The organism is Thiocapsa sp., assembly GCF_018399035.1.
GTDB lineage: Bacteria > Pseudomonadota > Gammaproteobacteria > Chromatiales > Chromatiaceae > Thiocapsa.
In genome coordinates, this window is record NZ_CP073760.1 from 5,619,491 (window position 1) to 5,639,829 (window position 20,339).

20 protein-coding genes and 1 pseudogene are annotated in these 20,339 nt (G+C 63.7%); 4 read left to right on the forward strand and 17 right to left on the reverse strand.

Annotated features, from left to right (window positions below; all coding sequences use genetic code 11):
• Positions 1-503 precede the first annotated feature (503 nt).
• From KFB96_RS25700 to KFB96_RS25710, 3 genes are all read right to left on the reverse strand, one after another.
• Positions 504-887 (reverse strand): GxxExxY protein, encoded by a 384-nt coding sequence (locus KFB96_RS25700; RefSeq protein WP_213458296.1) that lies wholly within the window; start codon positions 885-887, stop codon positions 504-506.
• A gap of 260 nt (positions 888-1,147) precedes the next feature.
• Positions 1,148-1,873: a nucleotidyl transferase AbiEii/AbiGii toxin family protein gene (locus KFB96_RS25705; protein WP_213458297.1), complete on the reverse strand. Its 726-nt coding sequence runs from the start codon at positions 1,871-1,873 to the stop codon at positions 1,148-1,150.
• Positions 1,845-2,072 carry a hypothetical protein gene (locus tag KFB96_RS25710; protein ID WP_213458298.1) on the reverse strand — a complete coding sequence of 76 codons (228 nt, stop codon included), beginning with the start codon at positions 2,070-2,072 and terminating at the stop codon, positions 1,845-1,847. Before KFB96_RS25710 ends, KFB96_RS25705 begins: the two co-directional genes overlap by 29 nt.
• 110 nt (positions 2,073-2,182) lie before the next feature.
• Between KFB96_RS25710 and KFB96_RS25715 the strand changes: the two genes are divergently transcribed.
• Positions 2,183-2,605, forward strand: coding sequence for a hypothetical protein (locus KFB96_RS25715; RefSeq protein WP_213458299.1), 423 nt, complete (start codon positions 2,183-2,185; stop codon positions 2,603-2,605).
• Between the two features lie 93 nt (positions 2,606-2,698).
• On the opposite strand, the gene KFB96_RS25720 is transcribed toward KFB96_RS25715, so the two are convergent.
• The gene (locus tag KFB96_RS25720; RefSeq protein WP_213458300.1) at positions 2,699-3,712 is read right to left on the reverse strand and encodes a hypothetical protein; all 1,014 of its coding nucleotides are present in this window, start codon (positions 3,710-3,712) and stop codon (positions 2,699-2,701) included.
• A 627-nt stretch (positions 3,713-4,339) separates the two neighbouring features.
• Here KFB96_RS25720 and KFB96_RS25725 point away from each other — a divergent pair.
• On the forward strand, positions 4,340-6,598 hold the full coding sequence (locus KFB96_RS25725) for an ATP-dependent helicase (protein WP_213458301.1): 2,259 nt from the start codon (positions 4,340-4,342) through the stop codon (positions 6,596-6,598).
• A 69-nt stretch (positions 6,599-6,667) separates the two neighbouring features.
• On the opposite strand, the gene KFB96_RS25730 is transcribed toward KFB96_RS25725, so the two are convergent.
• The 6 genes and pseudogenes from KFB96_RS25730 to KFB96_RS25755 all read right to left on the reverse strand — a co-directional run bounded on the left by KFB96_RS25730 (position 6,668) and on the right by KFB96_RS25755 (position 10,349).
• Entirely contained in the window at positions 6,668-7,369 is a 702-nt protein-coding gene (locus tag KFB96_RS25730; protein WP_213458302.1) for a cytochrome c biogenesis protein CcdA, read from the reverse strand.
• Positions 7,369-7,746, reverse strand: a complete 378-nt coding sequence (locus KFB96_RS25735; RefSeq protein WP_213501630.1) for a co-chaperone YbbN — start codon at positions 7,744-7,746, stop codon at positions 7,369-7,371. The genes KFB96_RS25730 and KFB96_RS25735 overlap by 1 nt, the downstream gene beginning before the upstream one ends.
• A gap of 241 nt (positions 7,747-7,987) precedes the next feature.
• A pseudogene (locus tag KFB96_RS25740) lies at positions 7,988-8,101 on the reverse strand (arsenical-resistance protein); the annotation flags it as partial.
• Between the two features lie 292 nt (positions 8,102-8,393).
• Positions 8,394-8,648 (reverse strand): hypothetical protein, encoded by a 255-nt coding sequence (locus tag KFB96_RS25745; RefSeq protein ID WP_213458304.1) that lies wholly within the window; start codon positions 8,646-8,648, stop codon positions 8,394-8,396.
• Positions 8,649-9,103: 455 nt separating this feature from the next.
• Positions 9,104-10,051, reverse strand: coding sequence for a sulfurtransferase (locus tag KFB96_RS25750; protein ID WP_213458305.1), 948 nt, complete (start codon positions 10,049-10,051; stop codon positions 9,104-9,106).
• 82 nt (positions 10,052-10,133) lie between these two features.
• Positions 10,134-10,349: a hypothetical protein gene (locus KFB96_RS25755; RefSeq protein WP_213458306.1), complete on the reverse strand. Its 216-nt coding sequence runs from the start codon at positions 10,347-10,349 to the stop codon at positions 10,134-10,136.
• Between the two features lie 101 nt (positions 10,350-10,450).
• On the opposite strand from KFB96_RS25755, the gene KFB96_RS27310 reads away from it, so the two are divergent.
• Positions 10,451-10,573 (forward strand): hypothetical protein, encoded by a 123-nt coding sequence (locus KFB96_RS27310; RefSeq protein WP_300971174.1) that lies wholly within the window; start codon positions 10,451-10,453, stop codon positions 10,571-10,573.
• 159 nt (positions 10,574-10,732) lie between these two features.
• Here the strand turns inward: KFB96_RS27310 and moaA are convergent, their stop codons facing one another.
• The 7 genes from moaA to KFB96_RS25790 all read right to left on the reverse strand — a co-directional run bounded on the left by moaA (position 10,733) and on the right by KFB96_RS25790 (position 19,234).
• On the reverse strand, positions 10,733-11,719 hold the full coding sequence (gene moaA, locus KFB96_RS25760) for a GTP 3',8-cyclase MoaA (RefSeq protein WP_213458307.1): 987 nt from the start codon (positions 11,717-11,719) through the stop codon (positions 10,733-10,735).
• Positions 11,720-12,104: 385 nt separating this feature from the next.
• Positions 12,105-12,440, reverse strand: a complete 336-nt coding sequence (locus tag KFB96_RS25765; protein WP_213458308.1) for a hypothetical protein — start codon at positions 12,438-12,440, stop codon at positions 12,105-12,107.
• A 281-nt stretch (positions 12,441-12,721) separates the two neighbouring features.
• Entirely contained in the window at positions 12,722-13,348 is a 627-nt protein-coding gene (locus KFB96_RS25770; RefSeq protein ID WP_213501633.1) for a molecular chaperone, read from the reverse strand.
• A gap of 4 nt (positions 13,349-13,352) precedes the next feature.
• The gene (nrfD, locus tag KFB96_RS25775; RefSeq protein WP_213458310.1) at positions 13,353-14,507 is read right to left on the reverse strand and encodes an NrfD/PsrC family molybdoenzyme membrane anchor subunit; all 1,155 of its coding nucleotides are present in this window, start codon (positions 14,505-14,507) and stop codon (positions 13,353-13,355) included.
• Between the two features lie 15 nt (positions 14,508-14,522).
• Positions 14,523-15,287, reverse strand: coding sequence for a 4Fe-4S dicluster domain-containing protein (locus KFB96_RS25780; RefSeq protein WP_366931499.1), 765 nt, complete (start codon positions 15,285-15,287; stop codon positions 14,523-14,525).
• 203 nt (positions 15,288-15,490) lie between these two features.
• Positions 15,491-17,974: a molybdopterin-dependent oxidoreductase gene (locus tag KFB96_RS25785; protein ID WP_213458311.1), complete on the reverse strand. Its 2,484-nt coding sequence runs from the start codon at positions 17,972-17,974 to the stop codon at positions 15,491-15,493.
• A 57-nt stretch (positions 17,975-18,031) separates the two neighbouring features.
• Positions 18,032-19,234 carry a 4Fe-4S dicluster domain-containing protein gene (locus KFB96_RS25790; protein WP_213458312.1) on the reverse strand — a complete coding sequence of 401 codons (1,203 nt, stop codon included), beginning with the start codon at positions 19,232-19,234 and terminating at the stop codon, positions 18,032-18,034.
• Between the two features lie 402 nt (positions 19,235-19,636).
• Between KFB96_RS25790 and KFB96_RS25795 the strand changes: the two genes are divergently transcribed.
• Positions 19,637-20,320 (forward strand): hypothetical protein, encoded by a 684-nt coding sequence (locus KFB96_RS25795; RefSeq protein ID WP_300971179.1) that lies wholly within the window; start codon positions 19,637-19,639, stop codon positions 20,318-20,320.
• The last annotated feature ends 19 nt before the right edge of the window (positions 20,321-20,339 follow it).

Here is a 20,339-nt window from a genome sequence, read left to right on the forward strand (position 1 = left end):
AGGCTGGACTCCTTCATGAACTTCATGCCCTTCATGGTAGAGAAATCCTCTCCGTCCATGTGCCGAACCACCGCGGGTCTGGCCGGGACACAAGATTGAACCATGAAGGACATGAAGAGCATGAAGGGGGAGCTGCGGAATGGGGTCTTCCTTATCTTCATGTTCTTCATGCCCTTCATGGTAGAAATATTCCCTCCGCCGCCGTGCCGAGCCGCGGCGGGTGTGGCCGGGGCACAAGATTGAACCATGAAGGACATGAAGGGCCATGAAGACAAAAGAGACTCACGTAGGGCGCACTCCTTCATGAACTTCATGTCCTGCATGGTAAAAAATTGGATCCGTCGCCGTGCCGAACCGGTTTTGGTTCGCCCGGGACACAAGATCGCACCATGAAGGACATGAAGAGCATGAAGGGGGAGTTGGTTGATGGAATCATCCTTATCTTCATGTTCTTCATGCCCTTCATGGTAAAACTCCTCCGACGGAATCGTTTCCCGGCGCGATCAGAGGACGAAACTCCGGATGCCGTCTTTCACGCGTCCGACGTTGAAGTTGATCAGGAAGCCTTGCCGCAGGCGAGCGAGACGCAGGTATGTCAAAATTTGTGCCTCGTGAATGGGCATCAGCCGATCGACACTCTTGATCTCCAGAATCAGAGTTTCTTCTACAAGGATGTCGAGCCGGTATCCGCACTCGATCTCGACTCCCTTGTAGATCACCGGCAACGCGACTTGAGCCCGACACCCGATTCCTCGCCCCGCCAGCTCATGGACCAGGCAGCGCTCGTACGCCGACTCCAGCAGGCCCGGTCCGAGTTCGCGATGCACCTCGATCGCGGCACCCAAGACGCTCCCGGCGAGGTCCGACAAGATCAACTTGGTTGGCATGTGGTCGACCCCATTCTCCGTTCCCTGAAATTCCACTCGATTCCGAAACGATCGGCCGAGGTTCAACGTGGAAAACAAAGGTTAAACCATGAAGAACATGAAGCTCATGAAGGGATTCCGTCCTGCATGAATCGGTGTCATCTTCATGGTCCTTCATGCCCTTCATGGTGAAAAAAACAGATGCCGCGAGCGCCTGCCCGCGCGGCGGGGTGGACGACCCTCTCGATGGACTGATCGATCGACACCAGTGCCTGCGATCTTCACGGCTTGATCCCATCGTTGTCGGAACGAAACGCTTCCATATCGCACACTCGGTCGAAGATGACGGTCGCAAGGTGCGAGCAAGCTGCTTTGACGGCCTGCCAGTCATGCCAACGTGGAGCGAGGTTCTTGTACTCGCTGAGCTCGGTTTCTTCCAAGTCGTAGGGCAGCGCGTTGGCAAGCTGCACCTGTAACTGCTGAAGCGGCGACTCCCCGTTGTCCTGCGGGTAGAGTCGATCGAATGATTGCAGTGCGAGCGCAACCTTCTCATCGCCCATGTGATCCGCCAAGGCCACGAAGTCGAGATAATCTCGCGTGGCGTTGCGCTTGAGGATCAACACGCCCTTGATGCGCAGAATCTCGGCTCTGGTGGGAACCGTGATGCGTGCGCCGTGGTAGTCGAGGGCTTCTGTCTCCAGCGGCTCGTCACGGATAAGCTGGCGAATTCCGGTTTCGATGCCATCGAGGCTGCCGAGGATCTGGACCGGGCGCTGCACACGTGCGGTCTTCCAGCCAGCGACCGACTCAAGCTGGACCAGCACCTCGTCGAAGCGCGGGCGCAGATCGGTCAGCACATGGTCGGCATCACGCGAGAAACGATGTTCTGCATGGATCGCCGAGGCCGTTCCGCCGACCAGTACGGCATCCGGAAGGATGCGTTGGAGCCGTGCGGCAGACGACAAAACGAGCTCCCACTCAGGCAGCGGAGCGGTGTTCTTCGGCATAGTGCATCCAGAAATGATGGCGCTGAGCGTAGGGTTCGAAAGCGTAAGGACGACAAACCCGCTCCACCTTGTCCAGCAGGGTGCGGTCGTCCAAGACTGCCCGACGCAGCTCAGCCCAATCCTGCCAGCGACCGCGTGAGATCACGTCGTCGATGGCGGCGAGGGTGAAGCCTTGATGGTTGAGGTGGCGATGAATCATGGCGATCCCCACACTTTGACGATGGTCGATACTTTCGATATTACGCGAACGATCCACGAGAAGGACCAGGCTTCTGCGATTGTTGCGGCGAGTACGATCAAGAGCGAACCATGAAGGACGTGAAGAGCATGAAGGGGGAGTTGTCTGGTGGGACCATCCTGATCTTCATGAACTTCATGCCCTTCATGGTAGAAAATTTCCTCCGCCGCCATGCCGACCGCGGCGAGTTCGGCCGGGACACAAGATTGAACCATGAAGGACATGAAGAGCATGAAGGGGATCTGCTGGATGGTGTCATCCTCATCTTCATGAACTTCATGCCCTTCATGGTAGAAAATTTCCTCCGCCGCCATGCCGACCGCGGCGAGTTCGGCCGGGACACAAGATTGAACCATGAAGGACGTGAAGAGCATGAAGGGGGAGTTGTCTGGTGGGACCATCCTGATCTTCATGAACTTCATGCCCTTCATGGTAGAAAAATTCCCTCCGCCGCCATGCCGACCGCGGCGAGTTCGGCCGGGACACAAGATTGAACCATGAAGGACATGAAGAGCATGAAGGGGAGCTGCTGGAGGGGATCATCCTGATCTTCATGAACTTCATGTCCTTCATGGTGACCCTTAATCTTAAAGAATCCGCACCCGCACCCCCGCATCGAGCTGCTCGAGCAGACGTTTGCGGATCTCCTCGAGCAGGCTGTCGACGTCCGCTTCGGTGGCGATTTCGCGGTTGCGCAGCGAGAGGTCCATCTTGACGATGAGGGGGCGCCGCCCGGCGCTCAGGATACTGTCGAGGATGTCGTCGGCACTGTCCTCGGCCTGTTCGAGGCGTATCTGGAAGGGTGCCTCCAAGTCATCCAAGGCCGGCGCGACGGCGTTTGCCGTGGTATCGGTGACGGCTAGGGCGATCGGGCGCAGGACGGCGTGGGACTGATCGGCGGTTAGGGTCGCGAAACCATTACGGGCGCGGATACGTCCTCGCGCCTGCTCGGCCTGTTGCTCCTGCCGGGCGAGACGGCGTTCCCGCTCGGCGCTGTAGGCGGCGCGGATGGCTGTGAGGTCAGGCTCCAGAACGGTGATGTCTCGCCAGGGACGCTCACCGGCCAGATGGGTCTCGACCCGATCCCGAGCGGCTTCCAATGCGGAGTCGAGGGCGCCGACGGCGTGGAGCTGGGATGCCTGATAATCGCGAACGCGGGCGGCGTCCGTGACTCGGGAAACCGCATCGTCGGAAAGCTCGGCCGAATAGAGGTTAACCAGCTCGATGCCGTCGGTCAGGGCATCGATGTGACGCTTGACCTGCTGGACCGTGGGGCGCGTTTGGCGCACCTGACGGGTGCAGTCCTCCAAGGCATCCTGCAACCGTGTCAGGGCCGCGGGGGGATCTTTGCCGTCCGGCAGGCGGATGAGCTGCGTGAGCACGGCGCGCAGGCGCTGGGCCTGTCCGGGAAAGAGGTTGGCGACGGCGTCCGCGATCGCGTCGTCCGAGCGGTTGACCTCCGTGCGCAGGTGTTTCTCGAAGAACTTGCAGATGCGAGCCCGTACCGGATAGCCGATGTCGTCCTCCCCGGACGGGAAGACGTTGGCGCGGCGGAAGCTGCGGTCCTTCTCGAAGAGGTCGCGCACGCCGGCGTCGCGCACGGCAGTGATCTCCGGGGTGCCCTCGGGCTGGATACGCAACTACCAGAAAGAGGGTGGCGTTGGGTCGGCGCAAGCGCAGCATGTCGCTGATGGCGCGCACGGCTTCTTCCGGGGACTCGTTGCGCAGGTGCGTGCCCGCTCGGCTCGTGAACCAGGCCATCGGGTCGGTGTAATAGTCGGGGAAGAGTCTGGACATGACCAGAGAGAAGTCTTCCTCGGCGAAGTCGCGCCCTTTGATCTGCTCCCAGGGTTCGCCGAGTGTCTCCTGTGCCACTTGCTCGAAACGTGTCCAGTGTCCGTCGCGTTCGAGGGTCAGCTCGAAATCCGCCACCAGCGGCTCGGTGGGACAATAGCCGAGCCGGCGCTGAACCTGCCGGACGGCGACTGAATGGACCTGCTCGTTGTCGCGAGCGACGCCGCCGCATCGGGGAGGTCATCAAGGCGCCACGGGCTCTTTGTTCACAATCCCTGTGGTCGGTCGTGTGGATAACCTGTGCTCGAGGGGGTTAACCGCCGGACAGGGCAGGGCGGGATGGCGGCCGGTCGAAAAGTGCCCGGGTCGGAACGCCCCGGGGATGCCGGTGGGATATCCTATCGGCGTTATCACCGACGGACTCCGGCGACTGCATGCGCTACACCGACGAACAACTCCGGGCCATCGAGCACAGCGGCGGCCACTCGCTGACCTTCGCGGTCGCCGGCTCGGGCAAGACGCAGATGCTGATCGGGCGGGTGCGTTTCCTTCTGGAGCAGGGGGTCCCGCCCGAGCGCATCCGCGTGCTGGCCTTCAACAAGGCCGCTGCACGCGAATTCAAAGAGCGCCTGGCGTTGGCCTTGCCGGCGTCGTTTCAAGCGCCGAAGGTCTCGACCTTCCACAGTCTCGGGCTGCGCCTGATCACGCTCTTCGAGCGACACGGGTTCCTGCCGCGCCTGCGCTTGGAGGAGAACGAGGCTGTCGAGAAGCGGCTCGTGCGGGAGGCGGCCTTGGCGGCGATCAAAGAGGAGCACGCCGACGACTACCCGAGCCAAGACGACCTGGAAGCCTTGCGCACCTTTATCGGCCTGGTGAAATCGGACATCCGCACGCCGCGGGACGCGTTCAATGCCTTCAGGATTCCGGGCAACTACGGCTATTTCATCCGCGCCTTCGATCGCTTCGAGACGGCCCGAATAGGGGCCGGTCTGCGCTTCTTCGCGGACCTCCTGTCCGAGCCCGCGAGGCTCATGATGACGCATCCGGACGCGCTCGCGCTGGTCACCAATAAACTCGACTTAGTGGTCGTGGACGAGTTTCAGGATGTCAGTCGCATCCAGGTCGAGTTGCTCGTCCGGTTGATCGGGACCCGTGCGACCTTGAACGCGGTCGGCGACGATTCCCAATGCATCTACGCCTGGAGGGGTTCTCGTCCGGAATTCATGGGTGAGGAGTTCGACCGATTCTTTCCCGGTGCAACCCGCTACACCTTATCCAGAACCTTTCGCTTCGGGCATCGCGTCGCGCTCGCCGCCGGCATGCTGATCGAGAACAACCGCAACCGGGTGCCGACCCTCTGCGTATCGGCGCCGTCCACGCCGGAGACCGGAATCGAGGTGATTCGCGCCGACGCAGCGGGCGATCAGTCCGCGGTCGTCGACGTCATCGACCGCTGGCGCGGCGACGGTCGCCGTCTGCGCGAGTGTGCCGTCCTCGCGCGACTCTGGGCGCAGACCCTGGGGCTTGAGTTGGCGCTCATGGATCGCGGGATCCCCTACTTCAAGCCGAAGGGCGACGTCTTGACCGACCGCGAGGTCGTCGGGCTTCTCGGCTGGCTGCGACTGGCCGCGGGTTCGCTCTTCGCGGATGCGCGTGCGCCGGAGATCATCGGCGCGATGCTCACGACCCCCACGCTGTGGCTCCCCGCAAAGACCATCGCCGATCTCGCCGAGACGATCGCCCGACACCCCGAACGCGCGCACACGCGCTTGCTCGAGGTGGCGGCGCAGACCCGCAAGCCTTATCAGGCGGGGAAGATTCGCGATCGCGCCGAACTCTGGAGCGAGGCCCCGAGCTGGAGCGGCCTGCCTGCGGCCGAGGCACTGCGGCTGTACGCCTTACGGACCGATCTGACCGAGTCCTTCGCGCGCTCCGTCAGCAGCGACGCGGCATCTGAGAAGGAGATCGCCTACCGGACTCTGCTCGGAGCGGCGCTGCGCACCCGTGCGTCGATACGCGACTTTCTGACGCATTTGGATGCGTTGGGCCAGACACGGCGGCGCGACGAGGCCGGCGGGGACGTGGTCCTGCTCTCCACAATTCACCAAGCGAAGGGGTTGGAGTGGCCGCTGGTCATCGCCGCCGGACTCGAGGAAGGCCAGTTCCCGTCCGAGCGATCCGACCCCGAAGAGGAACGACGCCTGGCTTACGTGGCCTTCACCCGCGCCAAGGAACAGCTGGTCCTCGTCATCCCGCCCGACGAGCGCTTCGATGCGGCATGGAAAGGCCGCGAGTCGCGCGGCCCCGGGATCTCGCGCACGCCGGCCAGCCGGTTTGTCTTCGAAGCGCGACTCCGGACCGCGGTGTCGCTCGGGGACGCCGTGTCCAAACGGCTCTCCGGAGCGGATCGGGAGGTCAAGCTCCCCGATGCACCGGCCGACGCGAGCGGCCTTCTGAATCGCTATCTGGAGGCGGTCGGTATCCCCGAACGCTATGCCGTGCCGAAGGCCCACCCGAAGGCGTCGAGCGGGGATGGCTCGCCGCGGTGGGCGGTCAACGATCGGATCCGGCATCGGGTGTTCGGCGAGGGCCGGATCGTCCGCGTGCGCGACAAAGACGTTCTCGACATCGACTTTTCCGGACGGCGCCGCTCGATCAAGCTCGGCATCGTCGCGCTGGAGCGGATCGGCTGACACCCCGGAACGATGCCCATCAGCCCCGGGTGTTGCACGGTGCGTCTTCGCGAAAGGCCACCCCGTGGCTCAAGCGCTCGCGATCAAGTATCCGGCCGCGACCAGCAGCAAGACACCGCAGGCCGCACGTCCGTAACCGAAGCCCCGGACCCGTCCCAGAGTATCGAGCCAGCGTTGAACACCGTGTAGAGAGCCGGCCGCAAGCAGGACGCCCCCGCAGTGTCCCAGGGCGAAGAGGACGAGCAGGAGGATCGGCAAGGCCACCAGTCCTTCGGCGGACTGCATCCAGACCACGCCCAGAAGCGGCGCGATCCAGGCAAAGGCACAGGGACCTAAGGCCAGACCGAAGATCAGTCCGAGCAGCAGGGCGGTGGTCGGTCCTCTGGACTTGGGTTGGGGTAGGCCGCCGCGCCAGGTGATCGGGAGCCAACCGAGCAGATAAAGTCCGGCCAAGAGACAGAGGGCGGCGACCAGATAATTGCTCGAGACCCCGACATCGCCGGCGATGCGCCCGAGCCAGAGGGTTGCGGCGCCGAGCGGGACCAGGCTGATCAGCACACCCAAGGCAAAGGCCAGGATGATGAGCGATTCGCGCCGCGCGCGCTCCCGGCTCGGCTCGGGTGTGCCCGCCAGATAGCCGACCAACAGCGGGATGCCGGCCAGATGACAGGGGCTGAGCCAGATGCTGGCAAAGCCCCAGGCGAGTGCCGCGAGTGCGGCCAACCAGGCGGCGCCGGAGAGAGCCTGCGACAGTGGTGCGAGCCACTCCATCAGGAGCCGTCCGCAGCCGCCGGGCCGAGCGGCAGCCCGGCCGCCGCGAAGCGCTCACGGATGGCGTCCGCGGAGAGAAACCCGATGTGTCGCCCGAGCTCGCGTCTATTCCCGTCGAGGAAGACCTGCGTCGGGATGGCGATCACCTTCCACTGCCCGACCAGCTCCGGCTGTTCGAGGATGTTGATGGAGACCAGCTGCAGGCGATCGCCGTGGCTGGATTGAAGCTCGTCGAGCACGCGATGCATGGCCACGCAGCTCGCGCAGGAGTTGGAGCCCAGCTCGACCAGCACGGGTCGGCCGTCGGCGGTGATCTCGGTCGCCCGTGGGGTGGGGGGTGCCGGAGGGAGTGCCGAGCCAGCGGTAGAGTCCGGCACCGGTCAGCACCAGGATCACGACGGCGAGGGCGGGAAGAAGGCGTGTGAAGGTCTCCATTGTCGTGGCTCCTCAACCGGCCGAGCCGGTGCGTACGGGTGCGACCGCGACCGGCGGGCAGCATACGGCATAGGTGGAAATCCCAGGGCGCGATTCGTACCAAAGATTCGCGATGATCAGCGGCACCAGGATATAGAGCAGCACCGACAGCAGCAGGGTGTCCCGGGGCACCGTGATCGCGGCCAGCCCGATGCCGACCAGGATGCAGAGTAAGACCCAGAGGGTCAGATACCGTTCGAAGAATCCCATGGGTGCGCCGGCGGCGTGCTTGCCGGTGGTTTCGCATTGGCTGCTCATGTTGCCCTCGCAGTTGGACTCGAGACGGGCGCGCCGGGCCGGAATCCGGGACGGCGCGCATGCTGTCGAGGATCATATCCGGTATTTCGTATATATGGAAAACCGGACATCGATGTGTTTGATCCGGAACACGCGTGAGACCGTCGCGCGTGCCTCGTTGAAAGATTCGGCCTCAGTGGCACCTGGCGCGGAGCGCCACGAGGCATGCGTGACACCGCGGAGCGGATGTCACGAGACGCTTAAGGTTCGGTTGGCCGGTCCAATAAACGAGGCCCATCGAGCGTACCGCCCGCTACTCGCCCTCCAGCTGCAGATAGGTCTGGTTGACGTTGCGCTGATTCCAGCCTTCGAAATGCTCCAGATGCTCGAAGTCCGGTGCGTCGGCCAGCCGCGCGACCGTCTCGTCGATCGGTTCCCAATTGCCGAGCGCGCCCTCGACCTCTCGCACCAGCCAATCCAGATAGTCACCGGTGTCGCGCTTGGTCTTGGCGAGATCAGCCGGGTTGCCGTGACCGGGGACCACGACCTTCGGCTCCAACGCCTCCATCGCGTGAAAGGTGTCGCGCCAGGCGCGGATCCGGCTGCGTTGCCGAGCCAGCGGTGATCCTGACTGCCGAGGTTCACGACCCAGCGGATCGGCTGCTCGGTGACCGCTGCGACCGCTTGCTCGATCAGCGGTCCGGATTGGACCGTCGCGCCGCTGTCGACCAGGACGACGCCCTCGGGGGTGACGATAAATCCCAGGTTGGCATTGATGGCATAGTTGTCGTAGGTGCGATTCTCGGTGGGTCCGACCAGTGCGTAGACATCCTCCGCGACCGCTTGTGTCTGCATCTCCCAAGCGAGCGCATTCGCGCCTTGCAGGGTCAAGGCCCCGACAAGACAGATCAGGGTTCCGAGACGAGCGCGATTCACGGACCGAGACGGACATGAGGAGGGATGACGTTGACGAATCAGTAACTTCAAGGTCTTGGCTCCGAATGGGTCAAAGATCGACCGGAATCAAAGGTCAAAGTCGCCGCCGTAAGGCTCGGGTCCTTCCACGACCGGCAGGGTCAGCTCGTTGCCCCAGTGCGACCAGCCGCCGTTGTAGAGCCGCACGTCCTCGTAGCCGAGATGCTTGAGCTGCAGATAGGCCAGGCCCATCCGGAAGCCGTCGTGGCAGTAGATGTAGATCCGTTTGTCCTTGGGAATCGCCGCATAGAGGGCGGCGAGGCTCTCGTCGCTCCGCCACTTGCCGGTCTGACCGTCCACCCCGTCGAGGCTCACGATATTGATCGCGCCCGGGATATGTCCGCCCATGATCGAGTGCCGGATCACCTCGCCGGTATACATGTCGTTCGGGCGCGCATCGAGCAGGACCACGTCCGTATCGCGGCGCGACACGACATCGTCGTAGACGGCGGGCCACTCCACGAAGAGCGCCGGGTCGGCGTCCTTCAGCGTCACCGTACCCGCTGTTTTCGGCGGCGTCGGCTCCTGCTCCAACTCGTTGAAGCCCGTCCATTCGAGGGTTCCGCCGTTGAGGATCTTGACCTGCTCCATGTCGAAGCCGTAGAGGTCGAGCAGGTAGTAGAGTCGCGCCGCCAGCGCCGTGCTGGAATCGTCGTAGATCACGAGCGTCGAGTCGTCGTTCACGCCCCAACCGCGCAGGGTCTCCTGGAAGGTCTCGCGGTCGGGAAAGCGCATGATCGGGCTGGCGTCGTTGTCGCCGAGATCCTTGAAGCGCTGGACTTGGACCGCGCCGGGGATGTGGCCGACGGTGAAGTACCGATGTGGGTGATAGCGCACCTCGAGGACGACGGTGTTCTCGTCGTCCATTGCGTCCGCGAGCCAGTCGGCATCGACCAGGAAATCCGGATTGGCGAGCGCCTGGATGGGCACGAGCAGCAACGCGAACAGCGCGACGAACCCGAGCGGCAGGAGTGCCCGAAACGGCTTGTGCGACATGACAGTGTCCTCCGATGGATGGTTGAGTCGTTGTATGGTGCTGCGGGCCGGGCACATCCCATGCGCCGACCCGGCGGCTCGGTCAATAGCCGAACTTGGCATTCAAACCGACCGTGAAGGTGTTGAAGTCTTGGTTGTCGGTGTTGTCGATCCGTTGGTTCCAGGCGGCCAGCAGCTCGGATCGATCCGTCAGGGCATACTTTACGCCTTCTGTTATTGATTGATGCTCGCAGGATGCCGAGTGTTGCGAACCTAGCAGGGCTGGTGGATCAAAAACATGATTAAGATTAGGTTTCATCCGCGGCTTCGGCGGCCGCGCGGCCGCCGAAGGCGTGATCCCTGAATTGGCCTATACTCGGACTACAACGACGTTTGGACGCCATCCTGTCGGAGAAAACAATGAAAAAGAGTTTTAAAGAGGCGCTGCAGACCCTGGTGGACCACCGCATCGAGGCGGGCGAGGATCCGCAAGATCTGTTCGAGGTGCTGCTTCGCGAGGCGAATCTGGTCTTCGGGCACTAAGAATCCGAGATCTGTCCTGCGTGCTCTCCGTGTCTCCATGAGAGATTCCGAAACCGGTCGGTGCTGAGCAACGTCAGGATGCCCGGTTGACGCCGACGGCGGGCGGGCGAGAGGGTGGCTTCAGCGACTGGGCCGAGATGCGCGTATCGCGTCCGCGCTTCATCCGCCCGTCATCGACATAAATCGGATGACCTTTTCCGGGCGCTCGTTGAACTCGTGACGCTCGGGTTTCAACGCGATGGCCTGTTGCAGATGGTCGAGCAAGGCGTCATCCCCGATCCCGTCGCGCAGGAGCGGGCGCAGCGCGTAGCTGCTGTCCTGACCGAGACACAGATACAGGGTGCCGTCGACCGTGAGGCGCACCCGGTTGCAGGTCTCGCAGAAGTGCTGCGAGATCGGTGTGATGAAACCGATCCGGGTCTCGGTCGCGCCGAGGCGGAAGTAGCGCGCCGGGCCGCCGCCCGGAAGGATGTCCGGGATCAGCGTGAATCGTTGCTCCAGGCGGCGACGCACCGTCTGGAGATCGAGATACTGATCCCGCGCGGCTTGACCGGTCGCGCCCATCGGCATGGTCTCGATCAGGCGCAGCGTAAAGCCGTTGTCCGCGCAGTAGCCGAGGATGTCCTCGATCTCCGCGTCGTTCACACCGCGCATGACGACGGTATTGACGCGAATCGGGGCGAAGCCGACCGCGCGTGCCGCCGCGATGCCGCGCAGCACCTTGTCGAGATCCCCGCCGGTGACCTGCTTGAAGACCTCGGGGCGCAGGCTGTCGAGGCTGACATTGAGCCGGCGCACGCCGGCACGATAGAGCGGCTCGGCGAGCGACTCCATGCGGGTGCAGTTGCTGGAGATGGAGAGATCATCCAGGCCGGGCAGCGCCGACAGCCCGGCGGCCAGCTCGGGCAGGTTGCGTCGCACCAGCGGCTCGCCGCCGGTGATGCGCACACGGCCCACCCCTAAAGCGGTGAAGGCGCCGACGACGCGGGTGATTTCCTCGAACGTGAGCCAGTGCTCGGGCTCCTCGAACCCCTTGAAGCCTTTCGGCAGGCAATAGCCGCAGCGCAGGTCGCAGCGGTCGGTGACGGACAGGCGCAGGTAGGCGATGCGTCGGCCGAAGGGGTCGGTGAGGGTCTGGTCGTTCATGCGGTGATCCGATGAGACTCGAGGGTTGGGGTCAGGTGTCGAGCTGCGCAGGTCAACAGCGTTCTACGCATAGTGGGGTTTGTCCACGCAAGATTCGCGTCATGTCGGTACTGGAGCCGTGCCGAGATCATTATCGTTGTCGTTGTCGTTGTCGTTGTCGTTGTCGTATCGATGGTCGACAACGACAACGACAACAAATGGTTTCGACACATCTGCCGTGCTGCAGGAGCACACGAGCCGGCAACAAAACATCAGTCGCTCGTGACATCCGCTCTGCGGTGTCACGCATGCCCCCGGCGCTCTGCGCCACGCGCCACGATGGCCGGAGTGACGAGCAAGGCCGTCATTTCAATCGCCCTGTTCGGCGGCTCGCGGCGACGAGGACTCAGCTGCCGTCGCACAGTCCGAGCGGCGGGGGCTTGGCTCGGCTCTCGCTCGGTCCGGGCTGATGCGTCGAGTCCTGCGTCTGGCCGGTGTCGTTCGCGCGTTCGGATTCATCGAGCCCAAAACCTGCCGTCTCGGCATCCCGAATCGGTAGAGCGCGAGTCTCGCTCCCGGCCTCGCGTTGTCGCTCCGCATGGATCAACGCCTGAACCTGTGCGCGCTCCGTCGCGTCCTGAATGGTACCGCCGCCGAGATAGTCGTCGCCGGACAGCTCGGCGCGCAGCGCGGTGCTGGTCAGGCACGCGACGAGGACGATCGGCAGCTTCCGCGACCGCATGGTTCCGAAGCGCGCTCGCCGCGGAGCCGTGCTCGCCGGTGCTCAGCCGGGAGTCGCCATCCGATGCGACGGCGCTGCCGGCGGGACCATGGTCGAGAGCCCCATGAGACGGTCGCGGTCGTCGACCGGGATCGCCACATGATCGCTGGGCAGACCGTCGGCCGCCAGACGTGCCCGGATAATCGCCAGGTCCTCTTCGGTGATGGCTTTGCCGGAGAGCTGGCTGCGCAGACGTGCGATCTCGGGATCGATGGCCGGGGCGGGCGCCGCCTCGATCGGATTCAGCGCAACCTCGGCCCGAACGGCGCTCTCGAGGATCCGTGCAAGATGCCGATAGGGGTTGTCGGCCAGCTTGAAGCGACGGCCCGCCTCTTCGAGGTCGGCGCGGAAGGGGACGATCCACCGGGCGACAAAACTTGAGAGAAATTCGCCGGCCGCGATCGGCGGGGTGCCGCGCCGGTGATGCTTGCCTGCGACTCGGCGGCGAACAAGCGGGCCAAGAACTCCAGCTGGATCGAAAGGTGATCCGGCAGATCCTGCATGGCCACGTCCTTCTCCAGACCGCAACGCCGATAGCAGGTCTCCATCGCGGTGACGCTGCCGCCGGCGACCGTGCCGTCCAGATAGGCGCCCGTGTTCAGGCTTGGGTGCCGGTCGCCCGGCACCAGAAAGAGCCGCGAATAGATAACCAACAGGCGGTCTGTGTCGGGGATCTCGGTGATTGCTGCCCGGTAGTCCGACAGTGGTTCGCCGATGTCGTAGCCACGGTCCGAGGCCAGCTCGGCGAGATCCTCCGGCAAGGCATCGCGGAGCAGCTCCAGACTTTCCGGAGCCTGCGGTATCGCGAAGGCTCGCGCCAGACAGAGAAAAAACTCGGATGTGGTCGCGAGTGTCGCGTCGGTCGTCATCGGATCACCCCTCGCGCCCGAGACCCAAGGTCACCTCCCCGAAGGCGTTGACCGCATTCGACAGGAAGATGGCGACCAGCAGGAGCAGCCATTCGGTGGGCGAGGGCGCATAGCTCAGCAGCTCCGGTGCCCAGGACCCCTTGAACAGCGGCACCAACTGACCGCCGATGATGTATTCGTAGCGCGAGATCAGCAGTGCGTTCATGACCAGCAGCGACGCCAGGATCTGCGCCCACGGGCGGATGCGCGTACCGGGATACATCAGCAGCACGAGCGGCAGCAGCAGTCCGATGAAGATCTCGGCGAAAAACAGCGGCGAGGTGGCGAGCGTCTGCCAGACCTGCAACCCCTCTGCATTGCCGTAGAGCCCGCTGCTCATGCGTGCGAGGACGAACAGAAGATGGATGAAAATCGCCAGGGCCAAGAGGCCGGACAAGCGGTCGTTGAAGAGTCGTTTGACGCTGTCCGGAACCGCCGCCGCGTTGAAGGCGTAGGCGAGATAGGTGAAGAAGATGATGAAGGCGAGCCCGCCCAGGAGCGACTCGAAGATGAAGGCGACCGGGATATCGCCCGAGGCCCAGAAGGGCCGAAAGCTTTGGGAGCCGTAGACGACGCCCGCGATGGCCGTGACGCCGAGTGCCAGCGCCAGTGTGATCATCGCGTTGATCCGCAGATCCTGCATGCGCCAATCCGCCTTCATCATCCGCGCCTGCAGGATCAGGAGCGAAATGACATAGAAGCTCACCGCCATGACCTTCCAGTAGAGCGGCGAGCTGAAGGCGAAGCTGAAGGGGATCGCCCAGAGTGCGCGCAGCGGGTGGCCCAGCTCCATCATCAGGACCGCAACCCCGCCGATCAGGCCGGCCAGCGCCAGCCAGAGCGCGCGCCGAACGATGGGTCGAAAGTCCTCCCCGCCGAAGATCAGGGCCATCGAGGCGATCATCGCCAGCCCCGTGGAGGTCAGGAGGAAATAGTCGTAGATGACAATCGGAAAGCCCCAGAAGAGGCCGAGGTTGCTGCTGTTGTAGGCGGCGTGACCCTCCGCCATCAGGTTGCTGATGGCAATCCCGCCGGCAATGCCGAGCCCGATCAGGGCGAGCAGCATGATGCCGAGCTGTTTGCTCGTGATCTCTTTGTTTGAAACAGTGACGCTGGTCATGGTGATCTCCTCCCCTTAGCCCTTGTCCGAATCGCTCATGCTGCGCAACGACGGCACCGAGGCCGTCGCGCCGCCCGAGAGGTAATAGACCTGCGGTTTGTTGCCGGTCTCGTCCTTCAGGCGCACGCCGCGCTTGTCCGCGATCATCTTGTTGACGTTGCTGTTGGGCTGATCCAGATCGCCGAAGAAGCGGGCCTTCGGGGCGCACACCCGCACGCAGGCCGGCACGTATTCCTTGAGCTCCGGGATATCTTCGTCGAGATCGGCCACACCCTTCGGCGCCTTGCTGACCTTGTGGTAGCAGAAGGTGCACTTGGAGACGACGCCGTGCGGCTGGATGCCGATCCCGCGCGAGGGATCATCCTGCGGACCCTTGTAAGGCGGATCCCACTGGCGGCCCGCCTCGCTCGGGAAGACCCCGCGGATATCCGGCTGCACCACCGCCTTCTCGTCGACATAGAAGCGCACGCCGTACGGGCAGGCGACCTGACAGTATTTGCAGCCGATGCACTTGTTGTAGTCCATCAGCACGAAGCCGCCGTCCGGGTCCTTGTAGGTCGCCTTGGTCGGGCAGACCGACACGCAGGAGGGGTTCTCGCAATGCATGCAGGGCCGCGGGAACCACATCAGCTTCACGTTCGGATAGGTGCCTTCGTGATAGAAGAGCACGTCCTGCCAGTTCTCGCTGGGCAGGCGGTTGTTCTCCATCGCGCAGGCCGTCGTGCAGGCTTGGCAGCCGGTGCACGTGTCCAGATCGATGACCATTCCCCATTTCGCCATTTCTGCATCCTCAATGATTGAATCGCGTTTGGTACGACGGGCCAGCGTCGAGTGTGTCGTCGGTCTCGCAGGTCTTCCGCAACGTCGGCGCGACGCGATTTAAGTGTTGTCTTTAAAATCCTTGAGCCGCGCCCGGCGGAGGTCTTTGATACCCGCCGAACGCTGCTCGACTCTCAAGCGTTGCGATTGGGCTCAGGCGCGGCTCAAGCAGGGGCGATGCTCACCTTGGTGGTGTAGTAGCTGCACTGCCCCGTGATGCGGTCGGATTGATTGACCGTGATCTCGCCGCAATGCCCCGGCAGGCGATCCTTGGCCCAGCGGCCCATCGCCCAGTGGCCGTGCTCCATCGGGTAAACGATGGTGTCGGGCCGGCAACCCTCGTAATACTTGCAATAGCCTTCGATACTGCCGAGGTCGGATGTCAGGCGGACCCTCGCGCCGTTCGCGATGCCGCGTTCGCGCGCGGTTTGCGGATTGATCTCGATGTAGGCGGTCTTGCTCCCGCCCAGCACGGGTTGCAGGTTGGCGATGGCGACGGGGAGATTCGCACCGCGACCCTCGGCATGCATCGCGACCTTGGGCGTGACCATATAAAGGTCACCGCCGCCCGGATGGACCGGCTCTTCCCAATGCGGGAACATCAACTTTCTCGGGTCGCGCCCGGTCTTCTGCGCGATCCAGTCGGCATTGGACTCGAGCCAACCGGAACGCAGCTCGAACTTGCCCGAGTCGGTCTTGAAGAGGTTTTCCTTCACCTCCTCCTCGGTCATGAGGGTGGCGTAGTCCTGGCCGTCCCAGGTGTAGAAGTCGCCGTCGACGAAGCGATAGATGTAGGGCTTCTTGTACCAGACGCCCTGTTCCTTCCAGCTCTCGAAGTCATTGACCCCGTTGTCGCCCGGATCCGTCGCGAAGCCTTTGGCCAGATGGCGGATGACGTTCTCGGTGTTGTCCAGCGCCTTGTAGTAATCGCCCATCGGTCCCTTGATCCGCTTGCCGATCTCGATCAGGGTGTCGCCGTAATACTGGGTGTCGTAGAGCGGCTTGATGGCCGGCACCCGCAGCTGTGTCATCGGCCATCCCTGGAAGGGGTAGGTCGGCGCGTCCTGCAGGCGCTCCAGGTAGGTGTGATCGGGCAGGATCAGATCGGCGAACATGGCGCTCTCGCCCGGGAAGGGCGAGGTGTCGATGACGAACAGCTCCTTGAGCGCCTCTTCCCAGACCTGACCGTTCGGCGCCGTCCAGATCGGGTTGGTCAGATAGAACATGACGGTGTCGAGCTTGTAGGGGTTGCCGGCGAGCGAGTTGGGCCCGAGCTCCTGGAGCATGTTCTTGGCCAGCAGATAGCCGTCCTTGTCGCCCTTCAGATCGATGCGCGGCTGTGTCTTCCAGGGGCCGTTTGCGGCGTAGTCGTCGGTGAAGTCCTTCGCATCGACCGGCATGGGCCCGTAAGAGGGACCCATCTGGTACATGAGTCCGCCCTTGGCGTAGATGGAGCCGACCAGGGCGTTGAGCGCATGGATCGCCATGCCGTTCAGCACGCCGTTGGAATGGGCATGGGCGCCGCGCTCGAAGAGCGCGATGCTCGGCCGGGTCGTGCCGAACTCGCGGGCGGTGGCCAGGATGTCGCGCTCGTAGAGGTCGGTGACCTCGGCGGCCCAGGCCGGGGTGCGGTCCTTGAGCTCGGTGTTCCACCAGTCGACCAGGCCCTTGACCCATTTCTCCTTGAACAGCGCTGGGTCGACCGTCTCGCCGGTCTTGAAGCGATTCACCCCGTCGTTGAAATCGCCGACGAAGGAGCGCTCCCAGAGTCCCTCGGTGAGGATCACATGGGCGATCGCCAGCGCCAGCGCGCCGTCGGTGCCGGGCTTGATCATGAGCGCCCGATCCGAGCCGGCGAGCGTGGTGTTGATGTGGATGTCGACCGCGGTGATCCGGGTCTTGGGCACCTTCACGCCGCGGATGTAGCCCCACACCTGCATGTTGTGGTTGTAGGGCCGGAAGGCTTCCAGGAAGCCGACGCCGAACATGAGCAGCATGTTGGCGTTGGCGTAGTCATAGGCGTTGTAGCTGCCGATCCCGTCGAGCGCCTTTTTCGACAGAATGCTGCCGTCCGAGCACATCGATGAGTGACCGATGGCGACATTCGGCGAGCCATAGAGCTCCCCGAAGGTGCCCTGCAAACCGGCGCAGGAGGCGCCCCAGCCGCGGCCGTAGCAGAGTGCGAAGCGATGCGACTCGCCTTTATCGCGCAGCCTGTTCAGCCGCTCGGCGACCGTGTCGAGTGCCTCCTCCCAGGAGATGGGCACGAATCCGGGGTCCTCGTCGCGCCCCTTGTTTGGGTTGGTGCGCTTCATCGGCCCCTTGAAGCGGTCGGGATCGTAGAGGATGTAGGTTCCGAGCGGCCCCTTGGGGCAGAGCTTGCCGTTGGAGATGGGGTGCTCGGTGCTGCCGTAGATGGCATGCACGCGTCCGTCGGTGGTGTAGACATCGATGCCGCAACGCGCCGGGCACTGATGGCAGATGTTTTTGGTGATCTTGGTCTCGCCCGGCGTGGTGGCCGCTTGCGCCTCGGCCTCGCGCAGCGTGGTCAGGGCGCCTCCGCCCAAGCCGACCGCGCCCAAGGCGCCGGCCGTGCCGCTGGCCTGCAGGAAGCGGCGGCGCGAGAGTCCTGTGCTCGGGATGTCCATCGGTGGTCTCCTTTGGTTTTTGTTGTTGGGTGGGATTCTTTAGCGTCTTGCCTTCGGTTATTGGTTATTGGTTATTGGTGATCGGTGATTGGTTTTTCGGCCTTCGGGCTCTGGTGTGTTGGTCTGGCGGCTAAACGCCAGGAAGGCACTGCGGGCGAAGTCGCGATCGCGTCGGCATGCCGGGCAGACGGGTTCGGGGTTGCTGTGCTCCGCTCCGCATTCGGGACAGGTTCGTGTCGTATGTCGGGTGAGGCGTTTTGGTGCTCGGTCGGTCGTCGTCTCGCCCGAGCCATCGAGTTTCAGTGCCTGCTCGGGGCAGAGTCGGGTGCAGAGATCGCAGGCGATGCAGGCGGCGGCGTCGAAGCGCAGACCCCGCGCTGCGTCGTCGGCGTATCCCGTGAGCGCGCCGGTGGGGCAGGCGCTGGCGCAGACGCGGTGGTCGGCGCAGTCATGGTTTGCCGTCAGGCTCGGGAAGAGCCGTGCGGGCAGGGGGCGCTCGGCTGCCGAGAGGCGTTGCAGGGCGGCGAGCAGGCGTTGGCGGCCGAGGCCCGCGTTTTGGGCCGGCGGAGTCGCGTGCGGCGCCGGCGCCGGTTGGCTGGTCCGAAGCGCTTGTCCAGTAAAGAGCGCGCGTCGGCTGACCCGCGATTCCAGCAGCGGCTCGCCCAGGTCCTCGACCATGCGGGCGGCGGGCAGGGGCATCGCGATCAGGCGCGGCCCATCGGTCGGGGCCACCCCGCAAGCCTCAAGCAGCCGTCGTACTTCGTCGATGACGGGTGCAGCGGGGTGGGTGTCGGGATGCTCGCGTCCCCCGGCCGGACAGCGGGCGCAGAAGCCGCGATCGAGCAGGGCGACGGGGCGTCCGTCGGCCTCGGCCGTCAGCTCGGCGAGTGTGGCGGTGGAGAGTCCCCCGAGACAGGGCACCCGCACGGCACCGCTCGGCGAGTCCTTGGCCGGCACGCGCCAGCAATCGATCGCGATCATCCCGCTCGTCGTCGGCGTGATTGCGAATCCGGGCACGGACAGCGCTTCGGTCGGACAAGCCACCACGCAACGCCCGCAGTCCACGCAGCCCACGGCCAACTCGGGTCCCTTCGATGTCGCGACCAGCGCGCCGGTTGGACAGGCGTCCATGCAGTCTCGACAGGACAGCTCCGGGAACCGCGCGGGGATGCAGGCGTCTGCGTGAATGGCGAGGCGGGTGGTCGGCCCGAGCGCTCGCGCAGGGTGGCGGTCGGGACGATGCACGTTGACTGTTGTCATACCGATTCAGTGGTGCTCGATGGGGTCGAGGGTGGGCGATTCGGGTTTGGGTGAGCTTCGGATAGCATTCGACATACCAGAGCAGCTTGCTGAGTTTTGCAGGTCATTGACATCCAAAATAAAAAACAGAGGCGTCGGATCAGCGCCGACCCCGTCGGGACGGCGCACGGTTACCAAAAGGTAACGCGACGCCCCGCATCCCTGCTGAAAAGCACGGTAAAATAGATGGGTGGGATAGTCGTAACGCGTATCCGCCTGCGTTACCGAAAGTAAACGCAGTGGCGAGCGCGCTGGATGGCCGGGACGAGAGAGGCAATGGCCCGCAGTCAAATTGGTGTGTACGCGCCGTCTGCGCCATACTGACCGTGTCGAAATCAGAGAGACTGATCGAGGGTTTGCACCATGTCCGCCGTGTTGGAACATCGCGTCGATCGATTGGAGGATGCGCTCGAAGCCTTCACCCGAAGTGTCGGTGTCGAGTTCAACAAGGCTTACAACGGCCAGGTTCGTTTGCAGCAGGAGATGCTCGCCTTCAAAGAGGAGATGCGCGTCTTCAAGGATGAAATGAAAGACTTCAAAGACGAGATGCTGGACTTCAAGAACGAGTCCTTGCGTTACCGGGAAGAGGCGGAGCGTGACCGCAAGTCGATGAACCGGCAGTGGGGGGACCTTGCGAATCGTCTCGGAACCCTGGTTGAGGATATCGTTGCGCCGAACCTCCCGCGGGTTGCGCGAGACCTTCTGGGTTGTTCGCAGCCCGATCTGTTCGGTCTCCGTCTGCGCCGTCGGTTCAACGGCGATAGTCGGGAGTACGACGCGCTCCTTGTCTGTCCGGGGGACGTCCTGATCAACCAGACGAAGAGTCGTCTGATCAGTGCACACGTCGATGAGTTGCTGCGGGTCTTGTCGGAGTTTCCGCAGGTCTTTCCGGAATACGCGGATCGGCGTTTGATCGGCGTGCTGGCCAGCCTTTACCCGGACCAGAGCATCGTCACCTATGCCACGTCAAAAGGCGTGCTCGTGATGGGCATGGGCGACGAAACCATGGATGTCCTCAACCCCTCTGCTCTGGGTACCGGCGACTGATTTGAGACCCGGGGTCTTT